Source organism: Amycolatopsis melonis, assembly GCF_040064235.1.
In the GTDB taxonomy this organism is placed as follows: Bacteria; Actinomycetota; Actinomycetes; order Mycobacteriales; family Pseudonocardiaceae; genus Amycolatopsis; species Amycolatopsis melonis.
On the sequence record NZ_JBDZYD010000007.1, the window covers coordinates 405786 to 423963 of the forward strand.

Sequence of the window (18178 nt, forward strand, 5' to 3'; positions counted from 1 at the left end):
GGTCAGGCGGAGACCTTGGCGGGAGCCGACTTGCGCAGCCAGTAGAGCCCGATGACCGGCAGGACCAGGGGGATGAACAGGTACCCCTCGCCGTAGACCGACCAGACGGTCGGGTGCCGGAAGGCGGCCGCGTCGACGAGGCTCAGCGTGCCGATGGTCAGCACGCCCAGCAGTTCGATCGAGCAGGCCACCAGTGCCACGCGCCACCAGCCGTCGCCACGGCGGGCCAGCGCGATCGTCGCGACGATGTAGACGACCGCGGCGAACGCCGAGAGCAGGTAGGCCAGGGGCGCTTCGTGGAACTTCGTGCCGATCTGGACGCCCGCCCGCGACGTCGCGGCCAGCGCGAAGATCGCGTACACGGCGACGAGCACCCGTCCGGGGCCGCTGGCCGTCCTACGCTGTTGCTCCACTCCACACCTCGTTCAGTCGCAGCACCATCACCGGGATGGCCAGGCAGGCGATGCCGAGCACGGCCGTGCTCGACCGGCTCCGCTCGGCCAGCGCCCAGGCGGCGCCGACCGGCAGCACGACCAGGCTGCCGATCAGGTAGGCCAGGTAGGTCGCCAGGCTGCCCGGCCGGTCACCGCCGGCGAGCAGCACGATCCCGATCACCAGCTGGACGACCAGCAGCAGCTCGACGACCGCGAGCGCGATCAGGAGCGGATTGTCCGGAAGCCGGTTGCGGGCCGACTGGACGAAGCTCCAGAGCGCGACGAGCGTGGCGGCCCCGGCGACCGTCACGGCGAATCCGAAGATCACCCGTTCCTCCTTCCGCTCCGCCGGCCGTCAACTTACTCCGGGGTACCGGCGGACCTGCCCGCCGAGGTGTCCCGGCGTGGTGCGGGCCACGCCGTGCGTCCACAATAGACGATCGAGACCACGTGACCTGCGCATATCGGTGAAAATTGATCACCGCGGAGGTTGATGGCATTCTGCCAATTCCGTGGTTTAATCGGGGGCGACGCGCGCGTGGACCTGCGGGAATGAAGGAAGAGCTTTCGCGTTACACCCCGACAGAGTGGTTGGCGGATCACGCCAGGATCACGCTGGGTTCGTCTACTGGCCGGTAAGGGTCCTTTTTGCCTACCTCGGATAGCCCAGTTGAACCCCCGGGTTGGCGGATTGGCGCAGAGCTGTCCGGCGTGGGGGAATATTCCTCGTACCGGCGCTGGTGGCACGCCGGGGTGGCACGGAGGGGTGTCTCGAATGGACCTGCGCTACGAAGCTTTTTGCTTCGCCGATCCGTTGTTCTACGACGAACAACAGGAAATCGGGGCGCAGGCCGACGATTTCGCCACGGCGCTGCCCGTGCCGGAGACCGGCTGGGTGACCGCCGGCCGCGGGGTCTGGCGTGTGCTGCACCCCGAGGGCCGGACGCTGCCGGGTCAGGGGTGGAAGATCCACGTTTCCGCTGGTCTGGACAACGCGTTGCGGGTGCTCGTGCAGGTCCACGAGTACTGTGTCGAGCATCGGATCGCCTACAAGCACCTCCGCTCGGTGCTGACCTTGCTCGCCCGGAATTCCAAATACGCGCCCCGCGACGGCAGCGCCAAGCTGGTGACGATTTACCCCGTCGACGACAACGAGCTCGAGCAGGTTCTCGAAGACCTGTCCGTGCGACTCGAAGGCGAGCACGGCGCCTATATCCTGAGCGACCTGCGATACGGAAACGGGCCGTTGTACGTCCGCTACGGCGGCTTTGCCGAACAGTGGGTCGAGCACGACGGCAACCGTGTCCTGGCGATCCGCAAGCCGGACGGCAGGCTGGTGCCGGACAAGCGGGAGCCGAAGTTCTCCGTGCCCGACTGGGTCAAGATTCCGGCCTGTCTGCAGAGCAGCATCGCGGCGCGCAAGGCAGGCGACCCGGACCAGTTCCCGTACCAGGTGACGAAGTCCCTGCACTTCTCCAACGGGGGCGGGGTCTACCTCGCCGACCCCAAGGCAGGCGGCGACCAGGTCGTCCTCAAGGAAGCCCGCCCGTACGCCGGCCTCGACCGGGCACGCATCGACGCGGTCGAACGCCTCCGCCGCGAACACCAGGTGCTCGACCGGCTCGCCGGCGTCCCGGGGGTGCCGCGGGTCTTCGAGCGGTTCACCGTCTGGGAGCACCACTACCTGGCGATGGAGTACATGCCGGGTATCTCGCTGGGCAACTGGCTGGCCCGCAACTATCCGCTGACCCGGCGCGGCACGACGGACGCCGACCTCGCCGCCTACGCACAGCGCGCACAGGACATCGTCGCCCGCGTCGAGGAGACGATCGAGGCGATCCACGCCCGCGGCGTCGTCTTCGGCGACCTGCACCCGCTGAACATCCTGATCGACGAAGACCACGACGACCGGATTTCCCTGATCGACTTCGAGATGGCCTTCGACGTCGAGTCCGGCGACCGCCCGGCCCTGGGCGCGCCCGGGTTCCGTGCCCCGGCCGACCGCGCCGGTTTCGAGATCGACGAGTACGCCGTCGCAGCCCTGCGGCTGTGGCTGTTCCTGCCGCTGTCCCAGCTGACGGAACTGGCCCCGGCCAAGCTGCGCGGTATCGCCGACTTCGCCGAACGCCGGTTCGCGCTGCCGGACGGCTATGCCGACACCGCAGTCACGGTGCTGGCCCCGCGTGCAGCCTCCGCGGAGCCGGCACCGGCCCACACCGAGCTCGACGAGCAGGAACCGGACTGGTCGTTGGTCCGCAAGCAGATCGCCGAGGCGATCCTGGCCAGCGCGACACCCGGCCGCGAGGACCGGTTGTTCCCCGGCGACATCGAGCAGTTCCGGGTCGGCGGTGCCTGCTTCGGTGTCGGAGCCGCGGGGGTGCTGCACGCTCTCGACGTCGCTGGCGCGGGCCGGTTCCCCGAGCACGAGCGCTGGCTGATCGAGTCGGTCCGCCGTGACCCGCCGACCCGGCCCGGCTTCTACGACGGCAGCTACGGCATTGCCTACGTGCTGGAGAACTTCGGGTACCGTGACGAAGCGACCAAGCTCCTGGCGTCGTCCGCCCGGCTCGTCGAGCAGACGACCGAGCACGCCCTGGACACCGGGCTCGCCGGCATCGGCCTGACCATGCTGCACTTCGCGACGGTCCGCCAGGACAACGAGTTCGGCCGCCAGGCACTGTCCACGGCAGTCCGCCTGGGTGAAGCCCTGGAGACGGCGGCGCCACCCGGCAACTTCGCCCGCGCCGGCCTGTTGTCCGGCTGGTCTGGTCCGGCGCTCCTGTTCATCCGGCTCTACGAGCGCACCGGCGAACCGGCCTGGCTGTCCTTCGCCGACCAGGCACTGACCCGCGACCTCGAGGAGTGCGTCGAGGCCGACGACGGCTCGCTGCAGGTCCGTGACGGCGCGGTCCGCACGCTGCCCTACGCCGGTATCGGCAGCGCGGGGATCCTCCTGGTCGCCGAGCAGCTGGCCCGGCACCGCCCGGACGCCGTCGCCTGCGAAAGCCTGCCCGGCCTGCGCGAATCGTGCCGTGGCGAGTTCGTCATCCACCCCGGCCTGCTCTACGGCCGGTGCGGCCTCGCGCTGGCGCTGGGCATGGACCCCGACCCGGCCCAGCCGATCCGCGAGGCGATCGACCTCCACCTGGCACGCCTGGCCTGGTACGCGGTGCCGTTCAAGGGCGGCCTCGCTTTCCCCGGCAACCAGCTGCTGCGCCTTTCGATGGACGTCAAGACCGGCAGCGCGGGTGTCCTCCTCGCGCTCGCCGCACTCCTCGACGGCAAGGAGGCGCTGCCCTTCCTGGGCAGCACGCCGTCACCCCAGACCACCGGTCGCTGACCGGCGGACCCGAAGAAAACCGAAGGAAGGAACACCGATGGAACTCGTTCTGGAGCTGCAGGCCATGGAGACGCCCGAGGTCCTCGACGGCGGCCACGGTGGCGGTGGCGGCGGCGCGTCGAACCTGAGCCTGCTCGCCTCGTGCGCCAACAGCACCGTCAGCCTGCTGACCTGCCACTGACCTGGCGGATCGCCGGCAAGTAGTGCCGAGGTGAACGGTGCGGGAGCGGCACAGGCCAAGTGCGCCGCTCCCGCACCTTCATTCTGGCCCCGGTACCGCCCCGGCGGTACCTCATCCGAAGGAGTGAGATGCGCGGCTCCGCCGATCGGCTGCTGGTCAGGGTGGCCGGACTCGACCGCCTCCGGCTGGCTGCCGTCGTCGGTACCGCGCTGGTCGCCACCGCGGCCGGTCTCCTCCTGCCCGGTGCGCTCGCGGCCGCGGTCGACACCGTGGTCGCGGGCCGTCCGAGCGGGCGCGAAGTGTCCTGGCTGCTGTTCGTCGGTGGTGCGGAGATCGCCGCCGACGTCGTGGGCGGGATCCTGACGACCCGCCTGACCGCGACGGCGTCCGCCTGGCTGCGCCGCACTCTGTCGGACAAGCTCTTCGCCCTGGGCACACGCTCACGGCTCGCCGAGGGCGACGCGATCAGCCGTCTCACCGGCGACTGCACCGGTGCCGGCGGCATCGTGACGATCGTCGTCCAGTGCGGCTCGATGCTGGTCATCTCCTCGGGTGCCGTCGTCCTGCTCGCCCTGCTGGACTGGCGGCTGGCGCTCGTGTTCCTCGGCAGCATCCCCTTCGCCCTGCTGCTCGCCCGCAGCCACCTGCGCCGCACCGCCGACGACGTCCTCACCTACCAGCGTGTTTCCGGTGAACTCGCGGCCAGGATGGTCGACGCGGTCGCCGGCCTGCGCACGATCGCCGCGTCCGGCACCGCCGACCGCGAAGCCGAACGTGTCCTGCGCCCGCTGCCGAGACTGACGCTCGCCGGGCAGGGCCTCTGGCGCACGCAGGCCAGGATGGTCTGGCGGGCCGGCCTGCTGACGCCCGCGGTCGAGCTGTCGGTGCTGGCCGCCGCCGGGTTCGGCGTGCTCGCGGGCCGGCTGAGCGTCGGCGACGTCGTGGCCACCCTCGGCTACGTCGCACTCGGCCTCGGCCTCGTCACCCAGATCCCGCTGCTCACCATGCTGTCCCGGGCACGCGGCTGCGCAGAACGGCTCGTCGAGGTCCTCGACGAGCCCGAACCGGCGCCCGGCGTCCTCTCGCTCCTGCCCGGCGACGGCACGGTCGAGCTCCGCCACGTCACCGTCGCCGGCGCGCTGGCGGAAATCGACCTGCGCATCGACGGCGGCACCTTCCTCGCCGTCGTCGGCCGCTCGGGCGCGGGAAAGTCCGCGCTGACCGCGGTACTCGGCGGCCTCGTCCCGCCCGACGAAGGCCAGGTCCTCCTCGACGGCCGTCCGCTCGACCGGATCCGTCCCGGGGAACTGCGCGCGGTCGTCGGCTACGCCTTCGAACGGCCCGCCCTCCTGGGCGCGACGGTCGCCGACGCGGTCGGCTACGGCTCGTGGGCCGGCGAGTCCGCGGTCCGCGCGGCCTGCCGGACTGCCCAGGTTGACGACGTCGTCGTCCGGCTGCCCCAGGGCTACCGCACGCCGTTGACCGAGACGCCGCTTTCCGGCGGCGAAGCCCAACGGCTCGGCCTCGCCCGGGCGATCGCGCACAACCCGCGTGTGCTCGTCTTCGACGACGCCACGGCCAGCCTCGACACGGTCACCGAGGCGGCGGTCGAGCGCGCCTTGGCCGGCGCGCTGCCGGGCCGCACCCGGGTCGTGGTGACCCACCGCGCGGGCACGGCCGCCCGTGCCGATCTGGTGGTCTGGCTCGAGGAGGGCCGGATCCGCGCGGTCGCCCCGCACGCCGCCCTCTGGCGCGAGCCGGGCTACCGGGGCGTCTTCACGGAGGACGACGAGTGAGCCTGCGCCGGTTGTACTGGTCCGCACTCGCCGGGCAGTGGCGTGGCGGTGCCGTGTTGCTCGCGTGTTCGGTGCTCGAAGGCGTACCTGCTTTCTTCTCGGGACGGCTGGTCGAGCTGTCCGTGGACCGTGGCTTTTCGGTGGGCGCCCCGGCGGCCGGGCTCGGGTGGCTGGCGGTGTTCGGTCTCGCCGCCGTGCTCGGCGCGTTCGGTGCCCGGATGGTGTGGCACCAGCTCGGCAGGGTCGTCGAACCGCTGCGCGACGCCCTGGTGACGGCTGTCGTCCGAGGCGTGCTGCACGACGCGTCCCCGCCACGCAACCAACCCGACTCCAGCGGCGTCGCCCGGATCACCCAGCACGTCGAGGTGGTCCGCGACGCGACCGCAGGTCTGCTGGTGCAGGCCCGCGGCATGCTGGTGACGACGGCCTCCGCACTCGCGGGGCTCGTCACCGTCGCGGGCGCGCTGGTCCTGCCGGTCGCGGTGCCGGTGATCGCCGCGCTGATCGCCTTCGCCTGCCTCCTTCCGTCCCTGGCCCGCCGCCAGCGCGCCCTCGCGCTGGCCGACGAGCACACGGCCGCGACGGCCGGCGCCTCCCTCGCCGGGATGCGCGACATCGTGGCCTGCGGAGCCGAGCCGATCGCCGCGCTGGCGATGGACGAGGCGGTGGACGCCCAGGCGAAGGCCGCGATCCGCGTGGCCCGCTCGAGTGCCCTCCGCGCTCTGGTCATCTCCCTCGGCGGATTCGTTCCCCTGCTGCTCGCGCTGGCTCTGGCTCCCGGGCTGGTGGCCCGCGGCGAACTGACCGCGGGCGCCGCCCTGGGCGCGCTCGTCTACCTGGCCACGACGATGCAGCCGGCGCTGCGTGGCTTGGCGGCGACGGCCGGAACCGTCGTCCTGCGCCTGCTCGTCGCCCTCCGTCGCTTGGCGGAGACGGCCGAGCTGCCCGCCGCCCCGGACGGGACGGCGACCCCGCAGGGCACCGGCATCGAAGTCCGGGGCCTGACGTTCGGCTGGGGTGCGTCGGCCGAGCCCGTGGTCCGTGGACTGGACCTGGTGCTGCGGCCGGGGGACCACCTCGCCGTCGTCGGGCCGAGCGGCATCGGCAAGTCGACCTTGGCCGGCTTGCTGACCGGGATGCTCGCGCCTCAGGAAGGCCGGGTGCTGCTGGGCGGTGTCCCGGTCCAGGACGTGCCCGCGGCGCTCCGGCACGAACTCGTGGCGCTGATCCCGCAGGAGGCGTACGTCTTCGCAGGCACCGTGCGGGACAACGTGAGCCTGTTCGCCCCGTCAGCCTCGGACGACGCACTGGCGGCCGCCGCCGAAGCGGTGGGCGCGGGTGCGCTGCTGAAGCGGCTGGGCGGCCTCGACGCCGAGATCGGTCACGGCGGCGAAGGCGTCTCCGCAGGCGAAGCACAGCTGCTCGCGTTGGCCAGGGTGTACGCCAGTCCGGCGCAATTGGTGATCCTCGATGAAGCCACCTCCCATCTCGACCCGGTCGCGGAAGCCCGCGCGGAGCGGGCCTTCGCCGCGCGGGGTGGTGTCCTGGTGGTGATCGCGCACCGGCTTTCTTCGGCGCTGCGCGCGAATCGTGTGCTCGTCATGGACGGCCGCGAAACCGCTCTGGGCAGCCATGCCGAACTGCTGGCAGGCTCCCCGCGGTACGCGGAACTCATGCAGGCGTGGGCGACACCGGTGACCGGCGAAGCGGTCACCGGTGCCACCCGGACGGCAGGTGCAGGCAGCGAACCGGCGGGTACCTTCGCCGGGTCGCTTGTGGACGGAGATACGGTCGGCACCGGGGCGCCTTCCGGTGCCGAGGCCGCACCTTCCGCCAGGTCGTCCGCGGTCAGGGACGCGGTCGTTGCCGGGGCGCCTGCCGCCAACGGATCCGCAGCCCCTGCCGAGCTGCCTGCAGGCAGTGACGTCGTGTTCGTCGGCGGGGCGCCTTCCGGCGACGAGCCCGCTGTCACTGCCAACCCACCTGCGGACAGTGGTCCCGTGACCGGTACCGGGGCGCCTTCCGGTACCGGACCCGTGGCCACTGCCGCGCCGTCTGCTCACCACGGTGGCGGTGCCGCCGGGTCGACGCCTAGGTCGTCACCCGTGCCGCGCACTGCTCGTGTGAGCTGATTGCCCGTCCACTGTGGACTGAATTTGACGGTGCCTTCAGCTTATCGCCGTCGAGGGGCCGCGGAACCCCTCGATGTGAATCTGTGGATAACTCGGCGATTTTCGATCAATTGTGGATAACTCCCGGCCGATCGACCGGTTCTGTCGGTGCCGTGCGGCATGATCGGAAGCACCGGAAGAACGCGGCCCGGAAGCGGCCGCACCGCCAGGAAGGAGGTGACCAGCCGGCGGTGCGACTCAGCCGGGAAGCAGGGCTTCCAGTGCCTCGCGCAGCTTGCCGGAGACCGGCGTCGGCCGGCGGGACTCACGGTCCACGAAGACGTGCACGAAGTGCCCTTCGGCGACCAGGGACTCGTCGGCGGCGTACATCCCGATTTCGTAGCGGACGCTGGACTTCCCGAGGTGCGCAACCCGTAGTCCGACTCGCAGTGAACCAGGAAAGGAGACCGATGAGTGATACGTGCAGTGCGACTCGACGCACAGCCCGATCACCGCCCCGGCCTCGATGTCGAGCCCGCCTTGCTCGATGAGCCACGTGTTGATCACGGTGTCCATCAGCGAGTAGTGCACGACGTTGTTGACGTGCCCGTAGACGTCGTTGTCCTTCCAGCGCAACGGAACCGTCTGCCAGTGTGCGTACCCGTTCACCACAGGGTCACCGATTCGCGCAGGATGTCCGAGAGGTCGTCCGCGGACGCCTCGCGCGGTGCGGTGGCCAGGAGGCGCTGCTGCTTCAGCGTTCCCTCGACGAGTGAGTCCACATCGGACTCCGTGTAGCCGACGGCGCCGATGCCGTCCGGGATGCCGATCCGCCGCATGAGGTCGATCAGCACCGCGGGCAGGTGGTCGGCGAAGTCGCCGGGCCACTCGAAGTCGGGCGCCAGCAGGCGGGCGACACGCAGGTGGCGGTCCGGCGCCGCGTCGAAGGTGAAGCGGAACGCGGCGGGCGCGGTCAGGGAGACGGCCATGCCGTGCGGCACCATGGGCTCTTCGCCCGGGTAGCCGTCCGGGTGGAAGTCCCTGACCTGCCCGGCGATCGGGTAGGCGTTCGCGTGCGGGATGTGCACACCGGCGTTGCCGAACCCCAGTCCGGCGAACGTCGCGGCCAGTGCCATGGCTTCGCGGGCCTTGAGGTCGGAGCCGTCGCGCACCGCGGCGGGCAGCGCCCACGACAGCAGCCGCAGCGACTGCTCGGCGAACATGTCGGCCAGCGGGTTCGACCCGCAGTACGGCACCCGCTGTTCCGGGCGCTTGCGCTCGAACTCGGTGTACGGCTTGGCGGTGTAGCTCTCGGCGGCGTGGCACAGGATGTCCATGCCACTGGCGGCGGTGACGGCGGGTGGCTGGCTGACGGTCAGCCGAGGGTCGACGACGGCCAGCGTGGGGCGCAGCCGCAGGTGGCTGATCCCGCTCTTGACGCGTAGCGACAGCACGTCGAGCACGCAGACGGTGGTGCTCTCGGAACCCGTGCCGGTGGTGGTGGGCACGGCGACCAGCGGCTTCAGCGGGCCGGCCGGTGCGCGGCCGCCGCCGACGGGTGCGTTGACGTAGTCCATCAGCTCGCCGTCGTTGCTGGTGAGCAGGTTCGCCGCCTTCGCGGTGTCGATGGCCGAACCGCCGCCGACGGCGACGAAGGCGTCGTACGGACCGGTTCCGCGGGCGAAGTCAACCGCCTTCTGCATGCTGACATCGGTGGGTTCGACGTGTACGCCGTCGAAGATCTCGGTCTCGATGCCGTACCCGGCGATGCCGTCGGCGATGCGGCGCGGCCAGCCGGTCGCGGCGACCTGCGGGTCGGTCACGAGCAGCACGCGGTGCGCGCCGTACTGCGTCAGGTCGTAGCCGATCTCGTCGCTGGCTCCGGTGCCGTACTTCAACGCCGGTGCGCCATAAGTAAAAACGGTTTCATGTTCGGTCGCGGTCAAGTCTGCGTCCTCGCTCCCGTGATCGGCTGATAGTCGGTCAAAGCGGACATTCAGCCCATTCTTGCCGGGTTTCGGCGAAGATCACTTGACTGCACTGAACGGTGCCCGCCTAAGCTCTCCTCATTAGATACCAACTGGGAGCGACCGTCGCCCAGACGGCCGTGCGGATCCTGACCGAGGCGCGTGTCCGCCGCGTGTACGCGGTGGTCGGTGAGTCCTTCCTGGAACTGCTCGACGCCCTGCAGCGCGAGCGGGAGATCACGCTGGTCTCCGCTCGCCACGACGCGGGCGCGGCGTTCATGGCGGAGGCGGAGGGCAAACTCACCGAACGTCCCGCCGTGCTGCTCGCCAGCCGCGGGCCGAGCGCGGCGAGCCTGGCGATCGGTGTCCAGACGGCCTACCAGGACGAGACGCCGATGGTCGTGCTGCTGGAGACGCCGGCGATCGAACCGGTGGTGTCGTCGTCCGGCGAGCTGCCGACGGCCGACCTCACCGCGATGTTCGACTCGATCGCCAAGTCGACACTGCGGGTGACCGATCCGGACGGCCTGCCCGGCCTGCTCGCGCACGCGCTGACGACGTCGCAGGAAGGACGGCCGGGGCCGGTGGTGCTCGGCGTGCCCTGCGACATCTGGGGGATGCCCTACGACGCGGCGAAGCCGATGGCGCGGGTGCGGCCGCCGGCGTCCGGGACGCTGGGCCGCCCGGCGGACGCCGTGGCGCAGCTGGTGGACGAGGCGAAGTATCCCGTGGTCATCGTGGGTGGCCGGGCGCGGTCCGCGCGGGACGAGCTGATCGCCGTCGCCGACGAGCTCGCGCTGCCCGTGTACAACGCGTTCCGGCGGCAGGACGCCTTCCCGGAGAACCACGCGCGCTACGCCGGTCACCTCGGGCTGGGCATCCCGGCCCGGCAGCTGGACGCGCTCGAGCGCGCCGACCTCGTGCTGGCGCTGGGCACGCAGCTCGACGAGGTGACGACCCAGGGCTACCGGTACCCGACACCCCAGCAGACGCTGGTCATGGTCGGCACCGGCATCGACGTCAGCCCGAAGCGGCGGGGGCTGACCTTCCGCGTCGACTCCGAGGTCGAGCCGTTCCTGCGGGAACTGCGCGCGGTGGCGTCGCCGCGGGCGCGGCGGGCTTCCGCGGCGAACGCGGCCGTGCACACCTTCATGACCCCGCCCGACACCAGCGGCAACACCCGGGTGCATCCGGTCGACGTCGTCCGTGCGCTGCGGAAGCTGGCGCCGGAGGACACCATCGTCACCAGCGACGCGGGGAACTTCGCGCAGTTCATGCACCGCTACTGGTGCTTCACCGCGCCGCGCAGCCAGCTCGGCCCGAGCAACGCCGCGATGGGCTACGCCGTGCCGGCCGCCGTGGCGGCGAAGCTGGCCGAGCCGCGGCGGACCGTCGTGGCCATGGCCGGGGACTCCGGGACGCTGATGACCGGCCAGGAGATCGAAACGGCCGTCCGCTACCGGGCGCCGGTGACGGTGGTCGTCTTCCAGAACGGAGTGCACGGTGCGCTCGCGATGCACCAGGCCCGCACCTACGGACGGCTCTCGGGGGTGTCCGTCCCGTTGACCGACTTCGCGTCGTGGGCGCGTGGGCTGGGCGCGGCCGGGTACACCGTGGACGATCGTGAAGAGCTCGAGCCCATCATCGCCAGCGCGCTCGTGCGGCAACGGCCGTGCGTCATCGACGTGCGGACCGACCCCGATGTGGTGACCCCGGACGTGCGGTTGTCGGCCCTGCTCAGCCAGGCGCGTCCGCAACCTCCCGCCCAGTAAGGGTTTTGCCGCGTTTCAATCACGAAAACGCCGGGAATGTCGTGTGGTAGCACGGCGTTGGCTCGGGTAGCCTGGCGGTGTTCCGGTGGTGGTTCGCCGCTGAACCTTCCCGTCCGGGTTCCGGCGGGAGGCAACCGGTTTCTGTCGGTGCCGCACGGCACCATCGCGGTCATGACCCGCGCCTCAGCGGGCAGGGAACGAGGGGAGTTTCGACGTGACCGATCACCAGCACGCATCCGAACCCGCGCGGAAGACTTCCGGCGTCGTACCGGTGCTGTTCAGCGCCTCCGCGGAGGCTCACGACGACGCCGTCATCGCGGCGGAGCGCGACGCGGCCTGGCGTTCGCCGTTCTCGACGGAGGGACTGCGCCCGGCCAGTGGCGAGTAACTCACCTCGCCCGGGTGAAGATGGCTTGTCCGCCCTGCTCAAGGTGTGCTTTACTGCTGTTGGTCACGTTTTTTGTGTTCGTGTTGAGTCACGCTCGCAGAATTCAGCGGGCGTAGTGTCTCCTCACCGAGGAAGCAAACCGCCCGGACGTTGACCCGGGTCGCCGAAGTGGCTTCCTGTTTTTGGTGTTACACATGGAGATTTTTGATGACTCAGGGCACTGTGAAGTGGTTCAACTCCGAGAAGGGGTTCGGCTTCATCACCCCCGACAACGGTGGCGGCGACGTCTTCGTTCACTACAGCGAGATCCAGGGTAGCGGCTTCAAGAGCCTCGAGGAGAACGCTCGCGTCGAGTTCGAGATCGGCCAGGGCCAGAAGGGCCCGCAGGCCACGTCGGTCACCGTGATCTGACTTTGATCTTGGGAAAGGGCCGTCACCCGTTCGGGGTGGCGGCCCTTTTCGTTTGCTCCACACGGTCACCGGCGAGGTCGCGGCGTCGCCCGGGGTGACCGAAGTGGACGTCGCAGCCGAGGGTTGGTAACCCGCTGCCGCCCCGGTTGGTTCTTCTCCAGCTGCTTCCCGAGTGGACAGTCCACTGAAGAGGGAACCTGCGCTGTGATCTTCGCCGCACGGGTCGTGCGCTGCTGCCTGTGGGCGAACTGCAACGCCCTGCAACCCTTTCGTGGGCGCCTCGCGCGGCGTCTCCTGATCTCCGGCGAAGAGGAGGTCAGGTGGGCGAAACGGTGGCGGGGATCGTCGCGAATCCGGCTTCGGGGCGGGACATCCGCCGGCTGGTCGCCCAGGCGTCGGTGTTCCCCACCGCGGAGAAGGCGAACATGGTCCAGCGGCTGCTGGCCGCGTTCGCCGTGACCGGGCTCGACCGGGCCCTCGTCTCGACGGACCTCGGCGGGATCTCCGCCGCGGTCCTGCAGGCGCTCGGCCGGGGTGGTACCTGGCCCGAAGTCGACTTCTGCGACGACGATCCGCTGACCGGCACCGCGGCCGACACGACGAACGCCGTGCGGCGGATGGTGGCGGCCGGTGCCGGGGTCATCGTCGTCCTCGGCGGCGACGGGACCGCCCGCGTCGCCGCCGCGGCCTGCGAGGACGTGCCGATCCTCGCGCTCTCCACCGGGACCAACAACGCGTTCCCGCAGATGCGGGAAGCGACCGTGGCCGGCCTCGCCGCCGGGCTGATCGCCACTGGGCAGCTCGATCCGGACCTGGTCACCCACCGGGTCAGCGTGCTGGAGGTGGTCACCAAGGCGCGTCGCGAGATCGCGCTCGTCGACGTCTGCGTGTCGCTGAGCAGGCACATCGGGGCGCGGGCGCTGTGGGATCCCGCTTCGCTCACCGAGCTCTACTGCACCTTCGCCGAGCCGGACGGCATCGGGCTGTCCAGCGTGCCCGGGCAGCTCTGCCCGAGCCCGCGGTCGAGCCCGGACGGCGTCGCATTGCAGCTCGGGCCGGTCGGGGAGACGCCGTATGTCGTGCACGCGCCGATCGCGCCCGGGCTGGTGCGGCCGGTCGGCGTCAAGGGCTGGGGCGTGCTCCGGCCCGGCGTGCGGGTGGAGCTGGCCGCCGCCGGTGGGGTCATCGCGCTCGACGGGGAGCGCGAACTCGAGCTGAAGCCGGGGGAGAGCGCGTTCGTCGAGCTCAAGCCGGACGGGCCCTGGGTCGTGGACGTCCGGGCGGCGATGGCGGAAGCGGCGCGGAAAGGCCTGTTGCGCACGGAAACCGAACTGGGCAAGGAGCGTCGACGATGACCGGCACCCTGCGGGAGGCGTACCGCCTGATGCGGACCATCCGGGCGTTCGAAGAGCGGGTGCACGAGGAGTTCGCGGCCGGCGAACTTCGGGGGTTCGTGCCTGGCCACGCCGGTGAAGAGGCCTCGGCCGCCGGAGTCTGCCTGCACCTCGACGACCGTGACGCGATCGCCGGGACCCGCTGCGGGCACGGCATCGCCAAGGGCGTCGATGTCAAGGCCATGATGGCCGAGCTCTACGGCCGCCGGACCGGAATCTGTCACGGCAAGGGCGGCTCGACGCACCTCGCCGACCTGGCGAAGGGGCTGATCGGGGCGAATGGCGTCGCCGGCGGCGGGCCGACACTCGTCTGCGGCACTGCCCTCGCCGCGAAACAGCAGAACACCGGCGGTGTCGGCGTCGCGTTCTTCGGGGACGGCGCCGGTTACCCGGGGGCGACGCTGGAGGCGCTGAACCTCGCGTCCGCCTGGGAATTGCCCGCGGTCTTCGTCGCGGAGAACAGCGGCTACGCCGAAACGTCGGCGAGCACGTGGTCCGTCGCGGCGGACAACATCGCCGACCGGGCCGCCGGGTTCGGCGTGCCGGGCGTGATCGTCGACGGGGCCGACTTCTTCGCCGTGCACGAAGCCGCCGGCGAAGCCGTCGAGCGCGCCCGCAGCGGCGGGGGTCCGACGCTGATCGAGGTCCGGTTCACTCGCTGCTTCGGGCCATCCGACTGCCTCGAGTGGTTCCGCGCCCGGGTGACCGGAAGCGGTGAGGTGCCCGGGACGGTCCTCGACGACATCGACGCCGAAGTCGCCGCCCTCATCGAGGACGCCGTCTGCGCGGCGAAGGCCGCACCGAAACCCACCTGGGAAGACCTCGGCGCCGACGTCTACGTCTCGTACTGAAGGGAGCCCGCTCGTGCGCACGATCAGCTACCGCGACGCGATCGGCGAGGCGCTCGCGCAGGAGATGGCCCGCGACCGGTCGGTCGTCGTCATGGGCGAAGCCGGGGGCGGCCGCGGCGTCTCCGAGGACCTGTTCCCCGGCCGGGTGCTGGACGCGCCGGCCGCGGAGTCGGCGTTCGTCGGCGCGGCGATCGGGGCCGCGACGCGCGGGCAGCGGACGGTTGCCGCGCCGACGTCCGGAGGCAGCTGCTTCGACCAGATCTTCAGCCAGGCCGCGAAGTTCCGGTACCTGCTCGGCGGTACCGCACGGACGCCGGTGGTGATCCGCATGACGTACGGGCATTCCCAGTGCCTGTACCCGGTCTTCACGCACGTCCCCGGGCTGAAGGTCGTCGTGCCCTCGACGCCGTACGAGGCGAAAGGCCTGCTCGCCCAGGCGATCCGGGACGACGACCCGGTGGTCTTCTGCGAGCACACAGCGCTGTACGACACCACCGGCGAGGTGCCGGAGGACAGCTACACGATCCCGTTCGGCGAGGCGAACGTCGTCCGGGAAGGCGGTGACGTGACGATCGTCGCGATCGGGCGGATGGTCGCCGTCGCCGCGGAAGCCGCGGGGGAACTGGCCGCCGGCGGCATCGAAGCGCAGGTCGTCGACCCGCGGACCACCAGCCCGCTCGACACCCGGACCATCCTGGAGAGCGTCGGGATCACCGGGCGGCTGGTCGTCGTCGACGAGGCGCCGCCGCGGTGCAACCTCGCCACCGACATCTCGGCGCTTGTTGCGAAGGAGGCGTTCGGGTCCCTGCGCGCACCGATCGAGATGGTGACGCCGCCGCACACGCCCGTCCCGTTCTCCGACGCGCTCGAAGACCTCTACCTCCCCGACGCGCAGAAGGTCCTCAACGCGGCGAAGGCGGTCGTGGGGTACCGGCGGGCGTCGTCGAGGTGAGGGCGATCCACGCCACCTTCCGATCACCGCATCCGAAAGGCAGACTGAGGAGGCAGAACACAAGGAGCGGCGGTTGGGTCAGCGAGACCTCGAGGCAGCGTTGCCGGCCGGGGCCGACCCCCGGCGGCATGCGCGTGTCCTCGCGCAGGTGCACGAAGCAGCCCTGAGCGGCAAGGCGTTGCCCAGCCGCCCGCGGGCTGTCATCGGTGCGTCCTGGCAGCGGATGCGCCGGCTCGGGCTCGATCCGGACAGCCGTGCCGCCGCGCCCGTGCTGACCTTCGAAGAACTGGAAGCCCGGCGTCGCACGAGCGGGCTGGCCGCCGCGTTGCCGATCCTGCGCGGGGCGCTGACCAGCCTGGCCGAGCAGGCCGCGCACATCATGGTGATCGGGGACGCCGACGGCAAGGTGCTCTGGCGCGACGGCAGCGCCGCGGTCCGCCGACGCGCCGACGCGCTCGGGTTCGTCGAGGGCGTCGACTGGCAGGAAGAGGCCGTCGGGACCAACGCCATCGGCACCGCGCTGGTCGCGCGCTGCCCGGTGCAGGTCTACTCCGCCGAGCACTACGTCCGGGCCCAGCACTCCTGGACCTGTGCCGCCGCGCCGCTGCACGACCCGCGGGACGGCAGGCTGCTCGGCGTCGTCGACCTCTCCGGACCGGCGCCGACCGTCCACGCGACCACGTTGGCGCTGGTCGACGCCGTGACGCGGCTCGCGGAAGCGCAGCTGCGCACCACCCACCTCACCGAACTGGAACGGCTTCGCGGCTTTGCCGTCCCGGTGCTCGCGAAAGTGGGTGGACGCGCCGTGGTCGCCGACGAACACGGCTGGGTCGCCGCGGCCGCCGGGCTCGCGCCGGTCGACCGGATCGCCCTGCCCACCGGCCTCACGCCCGGCCGGGTCTGGCTGCCCGCGTACGGCAGCTGCTCGGTCGAGCCGGTGCCGGGCGGCTGGCTGATCCGGGTGACCGAGGACGAGGCCGCGCCGCCGACGCGGGTGGTGCTCGACGTCCGGTTGCCGCGCGAACCGGAGCTGACCGTGGCCGGGGCGGCCGGGACCTGGAAGCACCGGCTCAGCCCGCGGCACGCCGAGATGCTCTACGTGCTGGCCAGTCACCGGGAGGGCCGGTCGGCGTCGGAGCTGTCGGCCGACCTCTTCGGCGACGCGGGCCGCACGGTCACCGTCCGCGCCGAGATGTCCCGGCTGCGCCGCCACTTCGGCGGCATCCTCGGGGCGAAGCCGTACCGCTTTGCCGACGACGTCGAGGTGGTTGTCCTCCGGCCGCCGACTCCGGAAGCCGTGCTCCCGCACTCGCTCGCCCCGGCCATCCGCGGCTGATCCCGCCCGCGGCGGGAAGATGGCCGCATGCCGAAACGGGCCGTGCTGCCGGACACCATCGCCCCGAGCTGGCTGGTCGTGCAGCTGCTCGGCACGCTGTTCTTCGCCGCGACCCTGCTCACCGCGCGTGAGCCGGACCCGCGGATCTGGGCCGCTTACATCGTCTCGACCGCGTGCTGGCTCGGGTTCGTCGTCCTCGCGTCGCGGCGGCCGAGGACGGCGGCCGCGTTGCTCGCCGTCGCCGGAACGCTGCCTGCGGCGCTGGTCGGGTGGGCCGGGGACTCCTCCGCGATTCTCCTGTCCGTCATCGCGCTCGGGCGGCTCGCGACCCTCACCTCGGTCGGCGTCGCGACGATCCTCGGCATCGGCCTGCTCGACATCGCGCTCGCGGTGACGTCGCACCTCGTCACCGGGGACTGGTCCGGGTCGGCGCTCGCCGATCCCGCCGTGATGCTGCTGCTCGTCCTGGTGGGACTCAACCGCCGCCAGTACGAGATCCAGGCGAAGCAGGCCGAAGCGCTGCTGGAGCAGACGCGTCTCGCCCAGGCCGAACACGCGCGGGCCGCCGCGCTCGACGAACGCACCCGGATTGCCCGCGAACTCCACGACGTCCTGGCGCATTCATTGGGCGCGCTGGGCGTCCAGCTGGAACTGGCCGAGGCACTGCTCACCGAACGGTCCGATGTGGACGGTGCGGTGGCCGCCGTCCGGCGGTCGCGGCGGCTTGCCGTCGACGGCCTGGCCGAAGCGCGCCACGCCGTCGCCGCGCTTCGGCGGGACGTCCTGCCCCTCGCCGATGCCCTCGCCGCCGCTGCCGCGACGCACGCCCGTGATCACGACGTCACCGTGGACTTCGCGGCGGACGGCGAGCCGCGGCCGCTGCCGTCCGCCGCGGTCGTCGCCCTGACCGGCATCGCGCGGGAAGCGCTGACGAACGCCGGACGGCACGCGCCCGGCGAGGACGTGCGGATGCGGCTGAGCTACGACGCCGGCGTCGTCCGGCTCGATGTCCGCAACGCGCTCGGCCCGTTCCCCCGGACAGGTGAAGGTTTCGGTCTTGCGGGCATGCGGGAGCGGCTCGCCCTCGCCGGTGGTTCGCTGACGTCGGGCCCCGAAGACGGCCAATGGCGCGTGCTCGCGGAAGTGCCGGGGTGACCGCGCCGAGATCACGTGCTGATGACAGCGGGCGGTGCCGGTGGCTGCGCGCGCGGGGACTCGGCTACCTTCTGCGAGTACGGCTTTTGG

16 protein-coding genes are annotated in these 18178 nt (G+C 71.4%); 12 read left to right on the forward strand and 4 right to left on the reverse strand.

Features of this window, described 5'->3' with window-relative positions; all coding sequences use genetic code 11:
* Nucleotides 1-2: 2 nt before the first annotated feature.
* Nucleotides 3-374, reverse strand: a complete 372-nt coding sequence (locus ABJI51_RS21330; protein WP_348953051.1) for a hypothetical protein — start codon at nt 372-374, stop codon at nt 3-5.
* A gap of 22 nt (nt 375-396) precedes the next feature.
* Nucleotides 397-762 (reverse strand): hypothetical protein, encoded by a 366-nt coding sequence (locus ABJI51_RS21335; protein ID WP_348952953.1) that lies wholly within the window; start codon nt 760-762, stop codon nt 397-399.
* Nucleotides 763-1209: 447 nt separating this feature from the next.
* Here ABJI51_RS21335 and lanKC point away from each other — a divergent pair, with 447 nt between their 5' ends.
* The 4 genes from lanKC to ABJI51_RS21355 all read left to right on the forward strand — a co-directional run bounded on the left by lanKC (nt 1210) and on the right by ABJI51_RS21355 (nt 7883).
* On the forward strand, nt 1210-3774 hold the full coding sequence (gene lanKC, locus ABJI51_RS21340) for a class III lanthionine synthetase LanKC (RefSeq protein WP_348952954.1): 2565 nt from the start codon (nt 1210-1212) through the stop codon (nt 3772-3774).
* A gap of 37 nt (nt 3775-3811) precedes the next feature.
* Nucleotides 3812-3955, forward strand: a complete 144-nt coding sequence (locus ABJI51_RS21345) for a SapB/AmfS family lanthipeptide (protein WP_348952955.1) — start codon at nt 3812-3814, stop codon at nt 3953-3955.
* Nucleotides 3956-4083: 128 nt separating this feature from the next.
* Nucleotides 4084-5751 carry an ABC transporter ATP-binding protein gene (locus tag ABJI51_RS21350; RefSeq protein ID WP_348952956.1) on the forward strand — a complete coding sequence of 556 codons (1668 nt, stop codon included), beginning with the start codon at nt 4084-4086 and terminating at the stop codon, nt 5749-5751.
* Nucleotides 5748-7883 (forward strand): ATP-binding cassette domain-containing protein, encoded by a 2136-nt coding sequence (locus tag ABJI51_RS21355; RefSeq protein ID WP_348952957.1) that lies wholly within the window; start codon nt 5748-5750, stop codon nt 7881-7883. Before ABJI51_RS21350 ends, ABJI51_RS21355 begins: the two co-directional genes overlap by 4 nt.
* 237 nt (nt 7884-8120) lie before the next feature.
* Here ABJI51_RS21355 and ABJI51_RS21360 read toward each other — a convergent pair whose 3' ends face one another.
* Entirely contained in the window at nt 8121-8534 is a 414-nt protein-coding gene (locus ABJI51_RS21360) for an acyl-CoA thioesterase (RefSeq protein ID WP_348952959.1), read from the reverse strand.
* A complete protein-coding gene (locus tag ABJI51_RS21365; protein ID WP_348952961.1) occupies nt 8528-9808 on the reverse strand; it encodes a hydroxyacid-oxoacid transhydrogenase in 1281 nt (426 codons plus the stop codon). The genes ABJI51_RS21360 and ABJI51_RS21365 overlap by 7 nt, the downstream gene beginning before the upstream one ends.
* Nucleotides 9809-9942: 134 nt before the next feature.
* On the opposite strand from ABJI51_RS21365, the gene ABJI51_RS21370 reads away from it, so the two are divergent.
* The 8 genes from ABJI51_RS21370 (at nt 9943) to ABJI51_RS21405 (ending at nt 18088) form a co-directional block, all read left to right on the forward strand.
* Entirely contained in the window at nt 9943-11601 is a 1659-nt protein-coding gene (locus ABJI51_RS21370; RefSeq protein ID WP_348953052.1) for a thiamine pyrophosphate-binding protein, read from the forward strand.
* A 214-nt stretch (nt 11602-11815) separates the two neighbouring features.
* Nucleotides 11816-11989: a hypothetical protein gene (locus ABJI51_RS21375; RefSeq protein ID WP_348952962.1), complete on the forward strand. Its 174-nt coding sequence runs from the start codon at nt 11816-11818 to the stop codon at nt 11987-11989.
* 207 nt (nt 11990-12196) lie between these two features.
* Nucleotides 12197-12400, forward strand: a complete 204-nt coding sequence (locus ABJI51_RS21380; RefSeq protein ID WP_086855961.1) for a cold-shock protein — start codon at nt 12197-12199, stop codon at nt 12398-12400.
* Nucleotides 12401-12720: 320 nt separating this feature from the next.
* Nucleotides 12721-13755 carry an ATP-NAD kinase family protein gene (locus tag ABJI51_RS21385; RefSeq protein ID WP_348952963.1) on the forward strand — a complete coding sequence of 345 codons (1035 nt, stop codon included), beginning with the start codon at nt 12721-12723 and terminating at the stop codon, nt 13753-13755.
* Entirely contained in the window at nt 13752-14645 is an 894-nt protein-coding gene (locus ABJI51_RS21390) for a thiamine pyrophosphate-dependent dehydrogenase E1 component subunit alpha (RefSeq protein ID WP_348952965.1), read from the forward strand. The genes ABJI51_RS21385 and ABJI51_RS21390 overlap by 4 nt, the downstream gene beginning before the upstream one ends.
* 13 nt (nt 14646-14658) lie before the next feature.
* Nucleotides 14659-15597, forward strand: coding sequence for an alpha-ketoacid dehydrogenase subunit beta (locus tag ABJI51_RS21395; protein WP_348952966.1), 939 nt, complete (start codon nt 14659-14661; stop codon nt 15595-15597).
* A gap of 73 nt (nt 15598-15670) precedes the next feature.
* On the forward strand, nt 15671-16933 hold the full coding sequence (locus ABJI51_RS21400) for a helix-turn-helix domain-containing protein (RefSeq protein WP_348952968.1): 1263 nt from the start codon (nt 15671-15673) through the stop codon (nt 16931-16933).
* 27 nt (nt 16934-16960) lie between these two features.
* Nucleotides 16961-18088 (forward strand): sensor histidine kinase, encoded by a 1128-nt coding sequence (locus tag ABJI51_RS21405; protein WP_348952970.1) that lies wholly within the window; start codon nt 16961-16963, stop codon nt 18086-18088.
* Nucleotides 18089-18178: the final 90 nt, after the last annotated feature.